The 19,465-nt window shown below is 67.5% G+C and carries 18 protein-coding genes; 12 read left to right on the top strand and 6 right to left on the bottom strand.

Features of this window, described 5'->3' with window-relative positions; all coding sequences use genetic code 11:
* Positions 1 to 8: 8 nt before the first annotated feature.
* Positions 9 to 668: a TetR/AcrR family transcriptional regulator gene (locus tag PQI66_RS00965; RefSeq protein ID WP_339995302.1), complete on the bottom strand. Its 660-nt coding sequence runs from the start codon at positions 666 to 668 to the stop codon at positions 9 to 11.
* Positions 665 to 1,156: a hypothetical protein gene (locus tag PQI66_RS00970; RefSeq protein WP_339995303.1), complete on the bottom strand. Its 492-nt coding sequence runs from the start codon at positions 1,154 to 1,156 to the stop codon at positions 665 to 667. Before PQI66_RS00970 ends, PQI66_RS00965 begins: the two co-directional genes overlap by 4 nt.
* Positions 1,157 to 1,262: 106 nt before the next feature.
* On the opposite strand from PQI66_RS00970, the gene PQI66_RS00975 reads away from it, so the two are divergent.
* From PQI66_RS00975 to pntB, 7 genes are all read left to right on the top strand, one after another.
* Complete coding sequence (locus PQI66_RS00975) at positions 1,263 to 1,946, top strand: NUDIX domain-containing protein (protein WP_339995304.1); 684 nt, start codon at positions 1,263 to 1,265, stop codon at positions 1,944 to 1,946.
* Positions 1,947 to 2,025: 79 nt separating this feature from the next.
* Entirely contained in the window at positions 2,026 to 3,414 is a 1,389-nt protein-coding gene (locus tag PQI66_RS00980; RefSeq protein WP_339995966.1) for a DHA2 family efflux MFS transporter permease subunit, read from the top strand.
* A gap of 18 nt (positions 3,415 to 3,432) precedes the next feature.
* A complete protein-coding gene (locus PQI66_RS00985; RefSeq protein ID WP_339995305.1) occupies positions 3,433 to 4,461 on the top strand; it encodes an ATP-dependent 6-phosphofructokinase in 1,029 nt (342 codons plus the stop codon).
* Between the two features lie 311 nt (positions 4,462 to 4,772).
* Complete coding sequence (locus PQI66_RS00990; RefSeq protein ID WP_339995968.1) at positions 4,773 to 5,702, top strand: bile acid:sodium symporter family protein; 930 nt, start codon at positions 4,773 to 4,775, stop codon at positions 5,700 to 5,702.
* 11 nt (positions 5,703 to 5,713) lie between these two features.
* Positions 5,714 to 7,231, top strand: coding sequence for an Asp-tRNA(Asn)/Glu-tRNA(Gln) amidotransferase subunit GatB (gene gatB / locus PQI66_RS00995; RefSeq protein ID WP_339995306.1), 1,518 nt, complete (start codon positions 5,714 to 5,716; stop codon positions 7,229 to 7,231).
* Positions 7,232 to 7,604: 373 nt separating this feature from the next.
* Positions 7,605 to 9,146, top strand: coding sequence for a Re/Si-specific NAD(P)(+) transhydrogenase subunit alpha (locus PQI66_RS01000; RefSeq protein ID WP_339995307.1), 1,542 nt, complete (start codon positions 7,605 to 7,607; stop codon positions 9,144 to 9,146).
* Between the two features lies 1 nt (position 9,147).
* Positions 9,148 to 10,629 (top strand): Re/Si-specific NAD(P)(+) transhydrogenase subunit beta, encoded by a 1,482-nt coding sequence (gene pntB, locus PQI66_RS01005; protein ID WP_339995308.1) that lies wholly within the window; start codon positions 9,148 to 9,150, stop codon positions 10,627 to 10,629.
* Between the two features lie 15 nt (positions 10,630 to 10,644).
* Here pntB and PQI66_RS01010 read toward each other — a convergent pair whose 3' ends face one another.
* Entirely contained in the window at positions 10,645 to 11,712 is a 1,068-nt protein-coding gene (locus PQI66_RS01010) for a glutathione S-transferase C-terminal domain-containing protein (RefSeq protein WP_339995969.1), read from the bottom strand.
* A gap of 191 nt (positions 11,713 to 11,903) precedes the next feature.
* Here PQI66_RS01010 and PQI66_RS01015 point away from each other — a divergent pair, with 191 nt between their 5' ends.
* Positions 11,904 to 13,268 carry a DoxX family membrane protein gene (locus PQI66_RS01015; protein ID WP_339995309.1) on the top strand — a complete coding sequence of 455 codons (1,365 nt, stop codon included), beginning with the start codon at positions 11,904 to 11,906 and terminating at the stop codon, positions 13,266 to 13,268.
* A 25-nt stretch (positions 13,269 to 13,293) separates the two neighbouring features.
* Here PQI66_RS01015 and PQI66_RS01020 read toward each other — a convergent pair whose 3' ends face one another.
* Positions 13,294 to 14,052 carry a LysE/ArgO family amino acid transporter gene (locus tag PQI66_RS01020; RefSeq protein WP_339995310.1) on the bottom strand — a complete coding sequence of 253 codons (759 nt, stop codon included), beginning with the start codon at positions 14,050 to 14,052 and terminating at the stop codon, positions 13,294 to 13,296.
* A gap of 71 nt (positions 14,053 to 14,123) precedes the next feature.
* Between PQI66_RS01020 and PQI66_RS01025 the strand changes: the two genes are divergently transcribed.
* On the top strand, positions 14,124 to 15,008 hold the full coding sequence (locus PQI66_RS01025; protein ID WP_339995311.1) for an ArgP/LysG family DNA-binding transcriptional regulator: 885 nt from the start codon (positions 14,124 to 14,126) through the stop codon (positions 15,006 to 15,008).
* Here the strand turns inward: PQI66_RS01025 and PQI66_RS01030 are convergent.
* A complete protein-coding gene (locus PQI66_RS01030; protein ID WP_339995312.1) occupies positions 14,998 to 15,780 on the bottom strand; it encodes an ABC transporter permease in 783 nt (260 codons plus the stop codon). The genes PQI66_RS01025 and PQI66_RS01030 overlap by 11 nt on opposite strands.
* Positions 15,777 to 16,739 (bottom strand): ATP-binding cassette domain-containing protein, encoded by a 963-nt coding sequence (locus PQI66_RS01035; RefSeq protein WP_445227974.1) that lies wholly within the window; start codon positions 16,737 to 16,739, stop codon positions 15,777 to 15,779. The genes PQI66_RS01030 and PQI66_RS01035 overlap by 4 nt, the downstream gene beginning before the upstream one ends.
* A 70-nt stretch (positions 16,740 to 16,809) precedes the next feature.
* On the opposite strand from PQI66_RS01035, the gene PQI66_RS01040 reads away from it, so the two are divergent.
* The 3 genes from PQI66_RS01040 (at position 16,810) to PQI66_RS01050 (ending at position 19,464) form a co-directional block, all read left to right on the top strand.
* Positions 16,810 to 17,610 carry a TetR/AcrR family transcriptional regulator gene (locus tag PQI66_RS01040; protein WP_339995313.1) on the top strand — a complete coding sequence of 267 codons (801 nt, stop codon included), beginning with the start codon at positions 16,810 to 16,812 and terminating at the stop codon, positions 17,608 to 17,610.
* A gap of 292 nt (positions 17,611 to 17,902) precedes the next feature.
* Positions 17,903 to 18,934 (top strand): tripartite tricarboxylate transporter substrate binding protein, encoded by a 1,032-nt coding sequence (locus tag PQI66_RS01045; RefSeq protein WP_339995315.1) that lies wholly within the window; start codon positions 17,903 to 17,905, stop codon positions 18,932 to 18,934.
* Between the two features lie 2 nt (positions 18,935 to 18,936).
* A complete protein-coding gene (locus PQI66_RS01050; RefSeq protein WP_339995316.1) occupies positions 18,937 to 19,464 on the top strand; it encodes a tripartite tricarboxylate transporter TctB family protein in 528 nt (175 codons plus the stop codon).
* Position 19,465 lies beyond the last annotated feature (1 nt).

A 19,465-nucleotide genomic window follows, 5' to 3' on the forward strand; every position in this document is an offset into this window, starting at 1 on the left:
CGGAGGTCTCAGACCTCCGGCCAGTTGCGTTCCAGCCCGTCAATGATGAAGTTCACCTTCACGTCCACGAACCCGCGGTCCGACCAGGTGTCGTCGGGCTGGAACAGATGGGCCTCACCGATCCGCCCCCGGACCTTCTCCAGGCCGGACTCGCCGGAGGGGTCGACCTCCCGCATGCTCTCGATCCCGAGTCGGCAGGCCATCACCGTGTCCCCGATGAAGTCGAGGGCGAACGCCGCCTGCGAGCGGGTCTTCCCGTGCCCCTCGATTGCACCGACGTACCCGTGCAACGGTTCCTCGATGTGGCTGAAGGAGGGCGGGTAGGCGTACAGGGTCCGGGCCAGCCCGGGGACCTCCTCACACATGCGCCAGCACTCTGACGCCCACAGCCTCAGCGCTTCCTGCCAGCCGACCGTGGGTGCGGGAACCTGAATCGTCGCGGCGACCCGGGCGAGGCAGGCGTCCAACACCGCGTCCCGTGACGGGAACACCCGGTACAGGGCCGGGGTGACCACCCCCAGGCGGCGTGCCACCCCGGACAAGGTGAAGTCGGCGATACCGATCCCCATTACGGCCTCAATCACGTCCTCTCTGGTGAACGAGGGTTTCGGGCCCGTCTTCTTGCCGACGGAGCCGGTGGTCGGTCGGGCCCTCGGTGTACCGGTCATGGCTCCAGCGTAGTGCGCCGGTCAGTTCGTGAACCGCCACCCCTGTGCCTCGACCCGACTCCGTTCACCACCTGGAGCGTCGGGGTGTCGAGGAGCGTCACCAGTCGCAGTGCGGCCTGTCCCCGGGCCGCGTTGCGGATCAGTGGCTTGCACCATTCGAAGTAGGACGTGAAGAAGGCCTCGGCGGAGGCCCGGTGGCGGCCGTGGGCGCGTCCGACCTGACCGAATGCCTTGACCACGGTGATGCCTGTGACGGACCCCCGAGCATCCGCGGCCGATACCTCGCCGGGTCTCCTGTCCCTCTCCGCGGTCTTCCCGCCCGTGCCCCGCGGCATCACCAGGTTGAACAGCGGGTACAGCGGGACCTGTGCCGGACGGGCCACCAGGTCACTGCGGATGAGGTGTCCGGGCCGGACGTCGGAGACCACGGAGAGCAGGCGCCCGGTGGTCAACAGCGCTGATCCGGGGGACACATCGTTCACCGTCATTCTTCATAATAGGTATGCCTAGGACAATAGTGAATAGTCTTTACAATAAGCTCGGGTGCACCCCGGGGCAAGGGGGCGGAGGAAGAAAAGGCGTACTCTAGTCGGCATGACCCAACAGGCACTGCACGGTGACGGGTGGGCAGTCGGCGTCGACGGCACCCGCCGGTGGGGCACGCTCGGCGCGGCGGGCCTCTTTCTCACCACCCGGGAAAACGACACGACGCTCCTTCTGGTTCAGCACCGCGCGACGTGGACCAACTTCGGAGGAACCTGGGGGATCCCCGGGGGAGCGGTGGAACCGGGGGAGTCGGCCGTGGACGCGGCGTTACGGGAGACCCTGGAGGAGACCGGTGTCGACCCGGAGGACGTCCGGGTCGCCGAACACCTTGTCACGGCACGTGCCGAGCTCTCCCACGTGCTGGTGCGGGTCCCACTCTCCCCGGAAGACATGGTGCTGGCCGCGCCGGTGACGGCGGCGGTGGAGAAGGGGGCCACACCCCTGGAGGCGGTGCGCTCACACCGCATCACCCACCCGGAGACCGGCTACCCGCTGACCGTCACGATGACAGGCCAGCTGTGCTGGGAAACCCCGGACGACAGCGTCGGCGAATGGACCTACACGACCGTGCTGGGCACCTGCGACGCACCGCTGGACCTGTTCCCGTCCGCAGAAAGTGCGGATCTGGCGTGGTGCCCGCTGGACGAGGTGCCGGAGCTGCCTCTGATCCCGCCGTTCCGTGAGGCGCTGCCGGTGCTCCGCGAACGCATGGGTGGAGCTGTGCAGGACTGACATTCCGCCCGACGTCGTGGCAGACTGGTCCGACGTGACCGAAACCAAGGAACCGACGTCATCGTCGGCCTACCCCACCATGCCGCTCCCGGCGAAGGACGCCTGGCCGGCGCTGTTCGCACTGTGTACCGGCTTCTTCATGATCCTGCTGGACCAGACCATCGTGGCCGTGGCGACGCCGGAGTTCCAGCGCCAGCTCGGCGCGGACTACAACCAGGTCATCTGGGTCACCTCCGTGTACCTGCTCACCTTCGCCGTCCCGCTGCTGGTGACCGGACGACTCGGGGACCGGTTCGGGCCCCGCAACGTCTACGTGGTCGGCATGGCGGTCTTCACGGTGTCGTCGCTGTGGTGCGGGCTGGCCGGCAGTGTCGAGGAGCTGATCGCTGCCCGTGCCGTCCAGGGGCTGGGGGCGGCTCTGCTGACCCCGCAGACCATGGCGGTGATCAACCGGATCTTCCCGAGGGACAAGCGGGGTTCGGCACTCGGGGTGTGGGGCGCCACGGCCGGCCTGTCGACCTTGTGCGGCCCGTTGCTCGGTGGTCTGATCACCAGCACCGTCGGCTGGGAGTGGGTCTTCTTCATCAACGTCCCCATCGGCGTGCTGTCCATAGCCGCCGTGATGATGTGGGTCCCGCGGTTCCCGCCGGCGGCGCGACGTATCGACCCGCTGTCGATCGTCCTGTCCGTGGTGGCGGTGTTCCTCCTGGTCTTCGGCCTGCAGGAGGGCGAGAGCATGGACTGGGCCTGGTGGATCTGGGTGATGATCGGTGCGTCCGTGGTTCTGGCGGCCCTGTTCGTCCGTCAGCAGGTGGTCGCCGAACAGCGTGGCAGGGACCCGCTGATGCCGCTGAGCCTGTTCCGCGTCCGCAACTTCTCCCTCGGCAACGTCGGGATCGTGGCCATGGGTTTCACCGTGGCCAGCGTGCCACTGCCGTTCACGCTCTACTACCAGCAGGTGCACGGTCTGAGCCCGCTGCAGGCCGGTGTCATGCTCGCTCCACAGGCGGTGACGTCACTGGTGCTGTCACCGGTCGTGGGAAGGTTGACCGACCGGTACAGCTCCCGCGGACTGGGGGCCTCCGGCTTCGTCGTGATGGCCGTGTCCATCGTCGGAATGACCGCGGTGATGGTGTCCGGCGTCCACCACTACTGGACGGTCATCCCGCTCGTCGGACTGGGGATCGGCAACTCACTGGTGTGGGCACCGAACTCGGCGTCGACCATGCGGGACCTGGAGATGCGCCAGATGGGGGCAGGATCGGGGGTCTACAACCAGACCCGTCAGCTCGGTTCGGTGCTGGGAGTGGCCGCGGTGGGTGCCGTGATGCAGTGGCGGCTCACCCTCGATGACCCGGGAACGGCCTTCGGCCTGGCGGTGCTGCTCCCGGCGGCGATGATGGTCGTGGGCGTCGCCTCGTCCCTGTTGTCGCGGAACAACCTGCACCGGTCGCAGCCGGGAAGCTAGCTGACTAGGATCATGACCATGCGTATCGCAACCTTGACCAGTGGAGGGGACTGCCCCGGACTCAATGCCGTGATCCGGGGTGTCGTCCGCACGGCAGCAGGCCGTGGGGCCACCGTCGTCGGCTACCAGGACGGTTGGCAGGGGCTGGTGGAGGACCGGCGGGTCCAGCTCTACGACGACGAGGACATCGACCGGATCCTCATCCGCGGCGGCACGATCCTGGGCACCGGGCGGCTCAAGACCGCCGAGTTCAAGGCGTCCCTCGACCGGATCAAAGAGAACCTGGACGACGCCGGCATCGACGTGCTCATCGCCATCGGTGGGGAGGGCACGCTCAAGGGTGCGCAGTGGTTGCATGACAACGGTGTGCCGGTGATCGGGGTGCCCAAGACCATCGACAATGACGTCAACGCCACCGACTACACCTTCGGGTTCGACACGGCGGTGGCGGTGGCCACCGATGCCATCGACCGGTTGCACACCACCGCGGAGTCGCACAACCGGGTGATGATCGTGCAGGTGATGGGGCGGCATGTGGGGTGGATCGCGTTGCATGCGGGTATGGCCGGGGGTGCCCATGACATTCTGATCCCGGAGGTGCCGTTCGACATCGACGAGGTGTGTCGGCGGATGTCGCGGCGGTTTGAGCTGGGGGAGAAGTACGGCATCATCGTGGTGGCCGAGGGGGCGGTGCCCCGGGAGGGCACGTTCGATATCGGGGACCGGGCGATTGATCAGTTCGGGCATCAGAAGTTCGATGACATCGGGGCGAAGATCGCCCATGAGATCGAGAACCGGTTGGACACTGATGTGCGCTCCACGGTGCTGGGGCATATTCAGCGTGGTGGTACTCCCACGGCGTTCGACCGGGTGTTGGCGACCCGCTATGCGGTGCATGCGACGAAGGCGGCGTTGCGTGGGCAGACCGGTCAGGTGGTTGCGCTGCATGGTGAGCGTATTGAGTTGGTGTCTTTTGCTGAGGCGGTGGGGCATCTGAAGGTGGTGCCGCAGCAGCGTATCGACTCCGTCGGCGCACTGATCGGCTGACGTTCCGCGGGACGCGGGGTAAACCATGTACACCAGGTACCTCGCGTACGACGCGGAGGGCGCACAGTTGTAGGGTGACCCTCACCGCACCCGGTACCCTGCGCTCCTCCGCGACCGGTCACCCCAGATTCCCGGAGTCGACGTGCCTTCACACCACATCTGAAAGTGACCAGATTCCACCCGTGTCCCGCATATCCCCCGAATCACCCACGTCTCCTGACGTCTCCCCGTCATCCGTCACAGCGTCGGAGGCCGGCGGCACCTCGGCCCAGGACCGCAGCGCCTATGTCGCCTCCCTCGGGTTTCCCGTCCTGGTGATCCTCGGCGGTGTCCTCGGCTTCCTCGGTGGCGACGACCTGTCCGCGGCAACGTCCGGATGGACCAACTGGCTCCTCGGGCTGATCATGTTCGGCATGGGGCTGACACTGCAGCCCCGTGACTTCGTGCTGGTGGTCAAACGCCCCCTGCCGGTGCTCATCGGCGTCGCCGCCCAGTTCGTGATCATGCCCCTCGCCGCGCTCCTGGTGGTGTGGGTGCTCGGACTACCGTCCGCCATCGCCGCCGGGGTCGTCCTTGTCGGATGTGCACCGGGAGGGACGGCGTCCAACGTCGTCTCGTACCTCGCACGCGGCGACCTCGCCCTGTCGGTCGCGATGACGTCGGTGTCGACACTGCTGGCACCGTTGCTGACACCCCTGCTCACGTTGTGGCTCGCCGGGCAGTACATGCCCCTGGACGGCGGGTCCATGGCACTGTCGATCGTCCAGGTCGTGCTCGTCCCCGTCGTCGCGGGGCTGGTGTTCCGGTTCCTCCTCCCCACGGTCATCGGCCGGATCCTGCCGGCGCTGCCGTGGATCTCGGTCTTCGCCATCGCCGCCGTCGTGGCGATCGTCGTCTCCGGGAACCGTGACAACCTGCTCGAGGCCGGTCTGCTGGTCCTGGTGGCCGTGGTCCTGCACAACACCCTCGGGCTCGCCCTGGGCTACGGTGCCGGGAAGGTCACCGGGCAGCCGGTGAAGGTCCGTCGCACCATGGCGATCGAGGTCGGCATGCAGAACTCGGGGTTGGCCGCAGGCCTCGCCGCCCAGCACATGGAACCCATGTCCGCCCTGCCCGGGGCGATCTTCTCGGTGTGGCACAACCTGTCGGGCGCGGTCTTCGCCGCCCTGTGCCGGGCCGCTGACGGCCGGGCGGCGCGAAGTGGCCACCGCCCCAGAGACGGTGCGGACCTCATCCACTAGACTGATCCACCATGACTGCCGTGGTGAACGATTACTCCGATGACGTGATGGACTACGACGAGGTGCTCGAGCGCTTCGATCCGGTGATGGGCATGGAGGTCCACGTCGAACTCGCGACGCGGACGAAGATGTTCTCCGCGTCCTCCGCGGAGTTCGGCGATGCGCCGAACACCAACGTCGACCCCTGCAGCCTGGGGTTGCCCGGGGCGCTGCCGGTCGTCAACAAGCAGGGCGTCGAGTGGGCGATCAAGATCGGTCTCGCCCTGAACTGCGAGATCGCGCCGTACTCCCGGTTCGCCAGGAAGAACTACTTCTACCCGGACCAGCCGAAGAACTACCAGATCTCCCAGTACGACGAGCCGATCGCCCACGACGGCTACCTCGACATCGTCCTGGACGACGGCACGCCGTGGCGTATCGAGATCGAGCGGGCACACATGGAGGAGGACACCGGCAAGCTCACCCACCTCGGTGGCGCGACCGGGCGCATCCACGGTGCGACCGCGTCCCTGGTGGACTGCAACCGGGCGGGTATCCCGTTGATCGAGATCGTCACCAAGCCGATCGAGGGTGCCGGGGAGCGTGCGCCGGAGATCGCCCGGTCCTATGTCACCGCTCTGCGTGACCTGGTCAAGGCACTCGAGGTGTCCGACGCGCGGATGGACCAGGGATCGATGCGGGTGGACTCGAACCTCTCGTTGCGGGCGGTGGGGGCGACGGAGTACGGCACCCGCACCGAGACCAAGAACATCAACTCGCTGAAGTCGGTGGAACAGGCTGTGTGCTTCGAGATGCAGCGCCAGGCGGCCTGCATCGTCAATGACGTCGAGATCATCCAGGAGACCCGTCACTACCAGGAGGCGGACGGCACCACCTCCCGTGGCAGGGTCAAGGAGACGATGGCGGACTACCGGTACTTCAATGACCCGGACCTTCCTCCGGTGCTCGCGCCGGAGGACTGGGTCGAGTCGATCCGCGAGACACTGCCGGAGATGCCGTGGATTCGCCGCGCCCGTATCCAGCAGGAGTGGGGCCTCAAGGACGAGGAGATGCGTGACCTGGTCAACGCCGGTGCCCTCGACCTGATCATCGGCACGGTCGAGGCGGGCGCCACGCCGGCCGAGGCCCGCAGCTGGTGGGTTGCCTACCTGTCGCAGAAGGCCAAGGAACTCGGTGTCGAGCTCGAGGGCCTGCAGATCACCCCGGAGCAGGTCGCCCGTGTCGCCGCGCTCGTGAAGGACGGCAAACTGACGAACAAGCTCGCCCGGAAGGCGGTTGACGGCGTGCTGGCGGGGGAGGGCGACGTCGACGACGTCGTCGCGGCCCGTGGACTGGAGGTCGTGCGCGACGACGGCGCGATCGAGAAGGCGGTCGACGACGCCCTGGCGGCGAACCCCGACATCGTCGAGAAGTACCGTGCCGGGAACAAGAAGGTCACCGGCGCGATCGTCGGTGAGGTCATGAAGGCCACCCGCGGCAAGGCGGACCCTGCACAGGTGAACAAGCTCATCGCCGCGAAGCTCGGCTGACCGCCGTCGGCGTCGGCCGGGGTCTCCCGGTCGGCACCGGGGAGCGGTGTCGGGGGCCCGGGCAGGGGGCGGGGATGTTAGTCTGAGTGATGTTTCGTTGGGGCGGGAAACCGAAAACCGGGGTCCGAAAATGCCGACGGGGGGTCTGCGGGGGCCGATTCGGGGGTGGTTTAGCCCCTCCGCGGGGAAGATCCGGACAATATTCCGGAACATCTGTTGGAGAGACAGCTACCTGTGCATAATAAACCGGACGTTAACATACGTGAACCCAATGACTGGGTCGACGTCCGGACGCGCCCGCAGCCCCAGCCACCATGCCGGAGGCGTCTGCGTGATCCCGGAGTAGTCGACCACGCACCAGAGGAGCCCTCCGTTGCTCATAGGTATCCCCCGGGAACCGCAAACCTTGGTCTCTGCCACGCCTGACACCGTCGGCAAGCTGATCAAGCTCGGCTACGACGTAGCCGTCCAGGCCGGCGCAGGTGACCAGGCGAACTTCCCCGACAGCCAGTTCGAGGCTGCCGGCGCCACGATCGTCGGCGAGGACGTATGGTCCTCCGACATCGTCACCACGCTCGACACCCCGTCCGCCGACCAGCGTGCCGCCCTGAAGTCCGGTGCGATGCTGATCTCCCGGCTCGCACCGGCCCGCAACGACGACCTGGTCGCCGAACTGGCGGCGAAGAACGTCACCGCGGTCGCGATGGACACCGTTCCCCGGATCAGCCGTGCGCAGTCGATGGACGTGCTCAGTTCCCAGGCGAACATCGCCGGCTACCGTGCGGTCATCGAGGCCGCGAACACCTTCGGCCGGCTGTTCACCGGCCAGGTCACTGCCGCCGGCAAGGTTCCGCCGGCCACCGTGTACGTCATCGGTACCGGAGTGGCAGGCCTGGCGGCGATCGGTACGGCCAACTCGATGGGTGCCGTGGTCAAGGCCACCGACCTGCGACCGGAGACCGCCGAGCAGGTGGAGTCCATGGGCGCCGAGTTCGTGGCGATCCCCACCGCCTCGGAGAAGTCCGACGACGGCTACGCCAAGGAGATGACGCAGGACCAGGCCGCGGCGGCGGCGAAGCTCTACGCCGAGCAGGCCGCGGCCGCCGACATCGTGATCACCACGGCGAACATCCCGGGCCGGACGTCCCCCGTCCTGCTGACGGCCGCCGACGTGGCGAAGATGAAGCCCGGTTCCGTGATCGTCGACATGGCAGCCGCCAACGGCGGCAACTGCGAGCTGACCGTCGCCGGTGAGGTGACCACCACCGACAACGGTGTGTCGATCATCGGCTACACCGATCTCGCCGGACGCCTGCCCGCACAGTCCTCGCAGCTCTACGGCCAGAACGTCGTGAACCTGTTCAAACTCGTCACCCCCGGTAAGGACGGGCAGGCGGTCCTGGATCTCGAGGACGAGATCGTGCGCGGCATCACGGTGACCAAGGCCGTCGACGGCGGACCCGGTTCCTCCGCCGACATCCTGTGGCCACCGCCCCCGGTGAAGGTCTCGGCCGCCCCAGCCCCGGCCCCGGCGGAGCCGGCAACGACCGCCCCCGAGGAGGAGGCGCCGGCGAAGTCCACCCTGCCGTGGAAGCTGCTGGCGGGCGTGCTGGGCATCGCCCTGGTGCTGGCCAGCCCCTTGGCGGTCGCCGACGAGTACATGGTGCTGATGCTCGCCGTGGTGGTCGGGTTTTACGTGATCACCGCGGTGACGCACAAACTGCACACGCCGCTGATGAGCGAGACCAACGCGATCTCGGGCATCATCCTGGTCGGAGCGATCCTCCAGGTCGGCTCGTCCAATATCGCCGTGGCTGTCCTGGCGTTCATCGCCATCGTCGTGGCCTCGATCAACATCTTCGGTGGCTTCTTCGTCACCAGGCGAATGCTCACCATGTTCGAGGGAGGCAACTGAGATGAACGTGACCAACCAGCTGATTCTCGCCAACGGTCCGAGTGCGTCTGTCCTGGAATGGACGGACAAGGTCACCAACCTGGCCTACATCGTCGCCGCCCTGCTGTTCATCCTGGCACTGGCCGGGCTGGCCAAGCAGCAGACCGCCTCGCGCGGAAACCGGTTCGGTATGACCGGTATGGCGATCGCCCTGATCGCCACCATCGTCAAGGCTGTCGTGGCCTCCGCCGACGACACCGACAACTACAACAGTCCGGTCGTCACCCTGCTCCTCATCGCTGTCGCGATGATCATCGGTGCCGCCATCGGAATCCCCCGGGCCCGCAAGGTCGAGATGACCGGGATGCCTGAGCTCATCGCGATGCTGCACAGCTTCGTGGGCCTGGCTGCCGTGCTCATCGGTGTCAACTCCTTCATCCAGAAGGCCGGGTCCGACGAGGACGTCGCCGGCTTCAACCTGGGTGAGATCTACCTCGGCATCTTCATCGGCGCGGTCACCCTGACCGGTTCGATCGTCGCCTACCTGAAGCTGTCCGGGAAGATCAGCGGTTCCCCGCTGATGCTGCCGGGGCGCAACCTGCTCAACGTGTTCGTCATCGTGGTGTCCCTGATCGGCATGGGTGTGTTCATCGCCGCCGGCACCGACAACCAGGCACTGTCCTGGACGATTCTCGGCGTGATGCTGGTCCTGGCGCTGGCCCTGGGGATCCACCTCGTCGCCGCTATCGGCGGCGGAGACATGCCGGTGGTCGTCTCGATGCTGAACTCCTACTCGGGCTGGGCCGCCGCCGCGGCCGGCTTCATGCTGGCCAACCCGCTGCTGATCATCACCGGTTCGCTGGTCGGTTCGTCCGGTGCCTACCTGTCGTACGTCATGTGCAAGGCGATGAACCGGTCCTTCATCTCCGTGATCCTCGGTGGATTCGGTGCGGAGTCCTCGGCCGGTGACGACCGGGACTACGGCGAGCACACCGAGGTCACCGCCGAAGAGACCGCCGAGCTGCTCAAGGGCGCGAAGTCGGTCATGATCACCCCCGGTTACGGCATGGCCGTGGCTCAGGCGCAGTATCCGGTGGCCTCCCTGGTGGCCAAGCTGCGGGAGCAGGGTGTCGACGTCACGTTCGGCATCCACCCGGTCGCCGGCCGTCTTCCCGGCCACATGAACGTCCTGTTGGCTGAGGCCAAGGTGCCCTACGACATCGTGCTGGAGCTCGACGAGGTCAACGACGACTTCGGTGAGGTGGACGTCGTACTGGTCATCGGCGCGAATGACACGGTCAACCCGATCGCCGAGGAGCCGGGATCCCCGATCGCCGGCATGCCGGTGCTGAAGGTGTGGGACGCCGAGAAGGTCATCGTGTTCAAGCGTTCCATGGGTTCGGGCTACGCCGGTGTGCAGAACCCGCTGTTCTTCAACGAGAACACCGACATGCTGCTCGGCGACGCCAAGCAGTCGGTGGAAGCCATCACCGCCTCGCTCTGACCCGCCAGCGGCGTCTCACGCGCCGTCGCCGGGCCGGACGTCCTCCGGGCGAGGTGCCGACGGTCCGGTACCCGCACCGAACGGGCTGCCGCCGAGCTGCTCCCGTCCGTGTTCGGTGGTGAACCCCGCCGGGTCCGGCCCCACGGCCACGACCCCGGTGGGGTTCACGTCTGTGTGGACGATGTAGTAGTGGTCCTTGATCTGTCCGAAGTTCGTGGTGTCGCCGAAACCGGGTGTCTGGAAGAGATCCCGGAGGTACCCCCACAGGTTCGGCCTGCTGGAGACCGTGTACCGGTTGCACTTGAAGTGCCCGTGGTAGACCATGTCGAAGCGGACCAGGGTGACGTAGAGGTAGATGTCGGCGAGCGTGATGTGGTCGCCCACGAGGTAACGCCTGTCGGCCAGTCGCTCCTCCAGCATGTCGAGCGTGGCGAACAGTTCGGTGAACGCCTTCTCGTAGGCGGACTGTGTGCCGGCGAAACCACACTTGTAGACGCCGTTGTTCACGGTACGGAAGACCCGGTCGGAGATCTCGTCGATCTCGGGCCGGAGATCGGTGGGGTAGAGGTCGGGGGCGCCGTCACGGTGCAGGGGAGTCCATTCGGTGACGAAGTCCTGCACCATCGAACGGAAGTCGTTGGTGACGACCGCCTTCGACCCGGTGTCCACGAGCGCCGGCACCGTGATCCCCTTCGGATAGTCAGGGTAGCGGTGCAGGTAGCAGTCCCGCAGTCGTCCCACTCCGAGAACCGGGTCGACGGAATCGGGGTCGAGGTCGAAGGTCCATGACTTCCAGTCGTGGGTGGGGCCGGCCAGCCCCAGCGTCAGTGGAGCCGGCTCGTCCGGGGTGTCGGCACCGTCGAGCCCGAGGAGCCGCCGGACGATGACCGCCCGGTGAGCCCAGGGACACGCCCGGGCCGCGATGAGACGGTAGCGGCCGGCCTCCACGGCCCAGGTCTCCCCGTGACCGAGACCGGGGACTGTCGTGTCGGGGTCGCTACTGGACGGATCGGCGACGACGCGGTCGTCGATGTAGTTCATGTCCCTGTCGAACCCTTCGTCCCCGTTGGCGACGTAGCCCATGATGTCCTCCTGATGCTCAGTTGTCTGCTGTCGTCTGTCCGGTGGACGCGACATACCGTGTCGTCCTCCGGTGTCACGCCCGGGTTCTAGCCTAGGCTTGACGCACGTATCCATGCGGAGACGAGCACACAGACCAGCACGAGATCTGGCGCCAGAGGCCACCACGCCGTCGGCGCAGAAGGTGGGAGACCATGGGATTGTTTGACCGTAATCCGGGAAAGGACACGGAAAAGTCACCGGAGAAGAGTACGGGGACGCCGGGCGCGCCGAGCGGTGGGGACCCGGCAGTCTCCGCCGGCGGGGTGGACCACAGCGACGACGACCTCTTCGACGCCATCGACGAGGTCGACGGGATCGACGTCCCGGAGGCGACACGTCCCTTGTCGGTGCCGACCGGATCCGCCGGTCGGGTCGAACAGGACGAGTCCGTCGCACCGGCCGACCCAGTTGAGCCGGCATCCTCCGCCGACGCCTCGGCTGAGGGGGCAGGCAGTGCCGACGGCGCTGAGCCGGCGTCTCCTGAGTCGTCCGACACTCCCGAACCTCCGGCCGCCGCCGACGCGAAGCCGAAGCGGGACATCTACTCGATGTCGGGACGCGCGCGTCCTCAACGCATCGAACCGCGTGCGGCGGAGCCCGCGCGCGCGGCTGCGGCGACGGACGGTGACCGCACGGAGGTGTTCGGCGCAGCCTCGGCCGACCCCGCCTACGCCGGCACCGACGACGACCACGAGACGAGGGCCTTCGACAGCTCTGTCGGGGCGTCCGGAGGTGCAGCCTACGCCACGCAGGACCGGGCCGGCACCGGTGATGTGCCCGCCCCGGTGGGACGCGGCGGGGTCCGGGACGACCAGGAGACCACCGCCTTCGCGACAGGCACCACCGCGACCGTGCCGGCGTCGTCCGACTGGTCCCAGCCTGTCGGTCCGGACCAGTCGCTCGCGCCGGGCGATGACCGGACCGTGGTGTCCCCGGACGACCCGGAAGCCGTCGACGGTGCGGCAGCCCCCGTTGCATCGTCGGACGCGGTGGACACCGACCCGAAGCGGGGGACACTGGACTTCGGTCTGTTCGTGCTGCGAGTCGTGGTCGGCGCCCTGTTGTTGGTGCGTGGACTGCAGACCCTCTTCGCCTTCGGCGGGGACCCCGGCATCAGTGCCTTCGAACAGGTCCTGGGTGCCTACACCGCCGCAGACATCCTGGCCGTCGCCGTGCCGGTCGCGCAGATCGTCGCCGGCGGCCTACTGGTCTTCGGGCTACTCACCCCGGTGGGGAGTGCGCTGGCCGTAGTGGTCGCGGGATTCCTTGCACTGCACAATCTGTCGATCTGGGACTCGGGTTACTGGCCGTACACCCTGAGCCCGCAGGTGCAGTTCTGGGGGCTGCTCGGGCTCGTCGCTCTGACGCTGACGTTCACCGGGCCGGGCCGGTATTCGGCGGACGCCTCGCGGGGCTGGGCGACCAGGCCGCTCGCGTCGGCATGGCTGTTCGCGGTCATCGGACTGGCAGGAGCTGCCGGTCTGTGGCTCGCCGTCGGAGGGGGCAACCCCTTCTGATGCCGCGTCCGGCTCACAGTCCCGCTCACCCGAGGGCGAGACGAGCTGCCATGGCGATCATCAACACCCCGATCCCCAGGTTGATCCACCGCCACACACGTGGGCTGGACAGTGGGCGACTGAGCAGGCGGGCGCCGTAGCCGACGATGACGAAGAACAGGGTCGACCCGAGGATCGCGCCGGTGGTGAACACCCATTTTCCGACGTCGTCGTACTGGTTCGCCATGGTCCCGAAGACGACGATGCCGTCGACGTAGGCGGCGGGATTGAGGAAGGTCACCACCAGAGCGGTGGTCAACACCCCGACCCCGCGGCGTCGGCGGGGACGGGGGAGTGCCGGGGCCGGACGGGGGCGCACCGCTGTGGCCACCTGCCCACCGGTGGCGGGGAGGGGGCCGTCGACGGTGACGTCCGTACCAGGCGCCGGGATGTCTGTACTGGTGCCTGAGCCTGAGTCTGTGTCTGTGTCGATGGCGGCGGGGTGTCGGACGTCGCGGAGGCACGTCGCGGCGAACCAGAGCAGGTAGGCCACTCCTCCCCACCGCAGGATCTCCAGGAGGACGGGGACCCTGTCGGTGACCACGCTGACCCCGGCGGTGCCTGCCGGCAGCAGGAGCAGGTCGCCGAGGATGAAGACGGAGATCACCAGACCGACTCCCCATCGCCTCACGCCCTGCTTGAGCAGGACGATGTTCTGTGGTCCGACGGCGGCGATGACGGACAGCTGGAACACCAGACCGGCGAGGCCGATGTGGAGGGCGGGGAGGAGATCATCGTTCAACACGGTGCAGAGCCTAGGAACCCCGCCGGGGTGAAGACAAGCAAGAAGTTCTTGACTTACTTAAGATGTGCTTCATGATGCCACGTCACATGGATACCTTGCTGCTCGTCGTCGATGAGGGGAGTTTCGACGCCGCGGCGGCACGGCTGGGTGTCAGCCCGTCAGCGGTGAGTCAACGGATCAAGGCGTTGGAAGCGGATGTCGGACGTGTCGTGGTGCGCCGGACAACACCGGTGGGGGTCACCGATGCCGGGGAGGTCCTGGTGCAGACGGCGCGACGGATGCGGCTGCTGGAGTCGGAGACCGATGACAGGCTGCGGGGCAGAATCGGCGAACGGCCGGTGAGTGTCGGGGTCAACGCGGACTCGTTGGGGACCTGGTTCCGTCCCGTCCTCGGTCACGTCGCCGCGGTGGGCGGGATCTCTCTCGAACTCAATCTGGAGGACGAACAACGTTCCCTGGCGATGCTCCGCCGTGGTGACTGCATGGGGGTGGTCACGGCAGAGGCTGAGCCCGTGGCCGGATGCGTCGTGGAAGAGCTCGGGATCCTGCACTACTGGCCGGTCGCGTCCCCCGGGCTGGCCCGGGAACTCGAGTCCGCTCACGCCGTCCACGGCGATGAGGCGTGGGCGTCGCTTCCGCTGCTGGTCATCGGTCCGCACGACCGGATGACCGACGGAGTTCTCGGGCCGCGTGGCGTGGTGCCACGACCGGGGCGCCGGGTCTCCCGGATCCCGAGTTTCGAGGGACTCAATGACGCCGTCGTCGCCGGACTCGGGTGGACGCTGGTGCCGGTCGCGGCGGCACGGCCCTATGTGCGGGACGGCACGATGGTCCGTCTCGCCGACGACGTCGTCGAGGTGCCGTTGTACTGGCAGCACTGGCGCCTGGAGTCAGACACACTCGGTGTGCTCACCGACGCGGTGCACGCCGCAGCAGCCCGGGGACTCACCTCCTGAGTCGTCGGTAGGCCCGTGCGGACAGCGGGAGAAAGACCGCGACCAGTGCCAGCGGCCACACTGCGGCCGCCAGGACCGCATGGTCGGCCAGCGGGCCTGCGGTGACGCCGACCGGGTTGCCGAACAGTTCACGTGTGGCCGTGGCGGTGGCGGACACCGGGTTCCAGGTGGCGAGCGGCCCGAGCCAGGATGGCATGAACTCGGGGGAGACGAAGGCGGTGGACAGGAAGCCGATCGGCCAGACCAGTACCTGGACCATGGTCGCGCCACCGTCGTTCCTGCCGAGGGTGAGCCCCAGGTAGATTCCGATCCACAACACCGCGAAACGGAACCACAGCAGGAGGGCGACGGCCAGAACGGCGTCGCCGACGCTGCCGGTGACCCGCCATCCGAGGATGAGTCCGCCGACGACGAGCACCACCAGTTCCACCGCAGAGGTGATCATGTCTGCACCCACCCGACCGAACGCGACCGAGGCATCGCCGATCGGCAGTGAGCGGAAACGGTCGGTGATGCCCTTCTTCGCGTCGGCGGCCATGGCGGTGGTCGTCGCCTCGACGCCGAACATCATGCTCAGTGCCATCATGCCGGGCAGCAGGAAGCTGGTGTAGTCGCCGCCGTCGGGCAAGGTGATCGACCCCCCGAAGAGCAGGGAGAACATCAGTAGCAGCATGACGGTGAACAGGATGGTGAAGACCGGGGTGAGCGGTTGGCGGCGCCAGTGCCGGAGCTCCCTGGCGGTGAGTACCAGCCCGCTGGTGATGCTGTTCATCGGTTCTCCTCGGTGGTCGGCGACGGGTCGGTGACAGAGAGGAAGACCTCGTCGAGGGTGGGGCGGCGCAGGGTGACGTCGGTGGGGGTGAGACCGGCGGTGTCGAGACGCCGGATGACGTCGACCATGTCGGCGGTACCTCCCGGTGCAGGAAGACTGGCGTGAACACCCGTGGGCGTCTCAGTCAGGGACGGCCGGACCGCGGACAGTGCCGAGCTCACCTCGGCGCGGGGGACGTCTGCGCTGAAGACGACCTCGACCCGGTCACCGCCGCGGCTGCGTTTGAGTTCCCCGGGTGTCCCCTCGGCAATCACCCGGCCGGCGGTCATAATCGAGATCCGGTCGGCGAGCTGGTCGGCCTCGTCGAGGTACTGGGTGGTCAACAGGACTGTCGTGCCGGACTGGGCGGTCCGGCGCACCGCGTCCCAGACCTCATTGCGGCTGCGGGGGTCGAGCCCGGTGGTCGGCTCGTCGAGGAAGAGGACGTCGGGATGGCGGATGAGAGAGACCGCGATGTCGAGACGGCGGCGCATTCCCCCGGAGTATCCGGAGACGGGACGGTCCGCTGCGCCGCCCAGTGAGAACTGCCCGAGGAGTTCATCTGCACGACGGTGGGCCGCGCGGCGACGGAGTCCCAGGAGACGGGCGAACATGACGAGATTCTCACGCCCGCCGAGGATCTCGTCCACGGCGGCGTACTGGCCGACCAGGCCGATACGCGCGCGTACTGCAGCGCCCTCACGCACATCGGTGCCGGCGATGTGGGCGGTGCCACCGTCCGGTGTGGTCAATGTGCTGAGAATGCCGACGGCGGTCGACTTGCCGGCACCGTTCGGGCCGAGAAGCCCGTGAATGCTGCCTGCGGGGACGATGAGACTGAAACGGTCGAGTGCCTGCTGGTCACCGTAGCTCTTGACCAGGCGGTCGGCATGGATTGCGGGAGGGGATCCAGAACTCACGATAAACTCCAAACGGTGTACGGTGTTATTGGGATGCTTCAACGTACGCTGTTCGGAGTAAGCTGTCAACATGGATTCCGACAACAACGGAGAACGAGTCCCCCTCGAGCCTGACCGGATGCTCCGCCTGGTGTGGCGGCATCAGGTGGGGGAGGAGACCGGGGCGCGGGGGCCCCGGAAGAAGTGGTCGGTCGACCAGGTCGTGGACACCGCGGTCGAGGACGCCGACGCCGGGGGGATCGAGGGGGTCTCCATGCGCAGGATCGCCGAGAAGCTGCGGACCTCCGCGGCCAGCCTGTACACCTACATTCCCGGCCGCGATGAGCTCCTCGGCCTGATGACCGACCGGGTGATGGGGCAGATCGACCTCCCGGAGTTCGGTGGTGACCCGACCGACCCCGAGGTCGTCGTCGACCGACTGCGGGTGATCTCCCGACTCGCCTGGGACGAGATCCACCGCCACCCGTGGTTGCTCGGGGCGCAGCGCCACCGCCCCCTCATCGGCCCGGGCATCTCCCGCCGGTACGAATGGCAGTTGTCGGCGCTGGAAGGCTGCGGGCTCGATGACGTCGCCATGGACCACACCATCTCCCTGGTCGAGGCCCACGCCCTCGCCAGTGCTGCGGCCAGTGTCAACGCCCGCGATCTCGCCCGGGCGTCCGGGTACAGTGACGCGGAATGGTGGCAGGTCAACGAACCGGTCCTGTCGCAGGTCATGCAGGACGAGGATTTTCCGGTCTCCAGTCGGGTCGGTGCGGCCGTGGGGGAGAAGTACCAGGCGATCACCGGCCCTGAGGCCGTCTACGGGTACGGGCTGGAGGTGATCCTCGACGGTGTCAGGGTACGTCTCGGCGCCGCCGGGGGTGCGTAGGCGGTCGTCCGGACCGGGGCCGGACCGGGGCCGGACCGGGTCTGTACCGGGATGGTGCGTCCCGTGTGATTTCCCGGATGACCTGCCCGGAACACCGTCCGTCATGCGGTTTTGGTGGGTGAACACTTTCCTGCAATGATTAAGCTCGTTCAAGGCTCGGCCAACCGTGGCCCCGTCGGTCCGCCGCTGTCGATACGGCGTGGACCGCACCGGTCTCCGGGTGCGTCCGGTGTCACAGTCTCTCGAGCCAGTCGTCCCGGCCCACTTCTCCGGGACGCGTCAAGGAGCTCCCATGGGCCATCAGAAGGCCTCAGATCCCCCCGGGCCGGCACGGTCCCGGTTCCACACGGTCGGCACCGCCGTCTTCGCCGTCCTCGCTGTCGTCGTCATCGGGGCAGCCTCCTTCTTCTCGGTCCGGTCCGCCTCGGGCGGCACGGATGTGCGGAGCAACCTCTCCCTGATCGCGCCGGCGGCCGCCGGAGGCGGTTGGGACACCTTCCAGCGTGAGCTGCAGCAGACCCTGAGAACCAACGGGATCGTCAACAACGTGCAGGTGATCAACGTGCCGGGTGCGGGCGGCACCATCGGCATCGGTGTCCTGGCCCAGCAGCCGGAAGCCAACAACCTCATGGTCGGCGGATCCGGTCACATCACGGCACAGGTCCAGTTCGGCACCCCCTCCAGGATCCAGGACGTCACCCCGGTGGCCAAGGTCCTCGAGGAGTACGACATCATCGCGGTCCCCGCCGCCTCCCCCTTCGAGTCGATGGACGACATCAGTGAGGCATGGACGCAGGACCCGCGGTCGGTGGCGTGGACCGGTGGCGGATCCTTCGACCAACTCGTCATGACGGACATCGCCCTGGAGCTCGGTGTCCCGGTGTCCGAGACCACCTACATCCCCTCGGACGGCGGCGGTGAGGCAATCCAGGCGCTGCTCAACGGCACGGCCGACGTCACGGCCGGCGGCTTCGCGGACATCTACCCCCAGGTCGAGTCCGGACGGTTGCGGGTGCTGGGAGTCGTGGCCGAGGACCGTCTCTCCGGAAGCCCGGACATCGAGGCTATCCCGACCCTCGCCGAACAGGGACTCGACGTCACCATCACCAACTGGAGGGCGCTCTTCGCTCCTCCCTCCGCCACGCCCGACGACATCGAGGAACTTCAGGACCTCGTCGCCGAGGCCGTGGAGACCCCGGAATGGCAGTCGACCGTGGAACGCAACTACTGGCGGGAAGCACCGATGCACGGCGAGGAACTCGAGCGGTACATCCAGGACGAGACCGACAGGATCACCACCCTGTTCGAGGAGATGGGACAATGACCATGAGCGACACCGCAACACCACCGACCACCACACCGGTCGGCGCAGGCACGGTCTGGGCCGGCCGGTCCGGGCTGATCATGCCCGCCGTGATCGGCGGGTTCAGCCTCTTCCTCATCATCGGCTCGATGACCATGGACGGCCCCGACGCCGACTTCCCCGGGCCGGGGTTCTTCCCGACACTGACCGGGGTCATCGGGCTCGTCCTCGCCACGATCATCGCCGTGGGCATCATCCGCCGCCCGGAGCACGTGGAGGGCGCGGCCGAACAGACCACGAGGTTCCACTCGGACTTCGTCGCCCTCGGGTGGGCGGTCCTGGGCTTCCTCGCATTCGCCGTCCTGCTGCCGTGGCTCGGCTGGATCCTCGCCTCCGGACTGCTGTTCTGGTGTGTGGCCCGCGGATTCGGCTCGCGGCGACCAGTCTTCGACATCCTGGTGTCCGTCTTCATGGGATCCGTCGCCTACCTCGCATTCGACGTGGCGCTCGGTCTCAGTCTTCCCTCCGGCATCGTGGGCGGGGGGTTCTGAC

This window comes from Corynebacterium sp. USCH3 (assembly GCF_037619475.1).
GTDB lineage: Bacteria > Actinomycetota > Actinomycetes > Mycobacteriales > Mycobacteriaceae > Corynebacterium.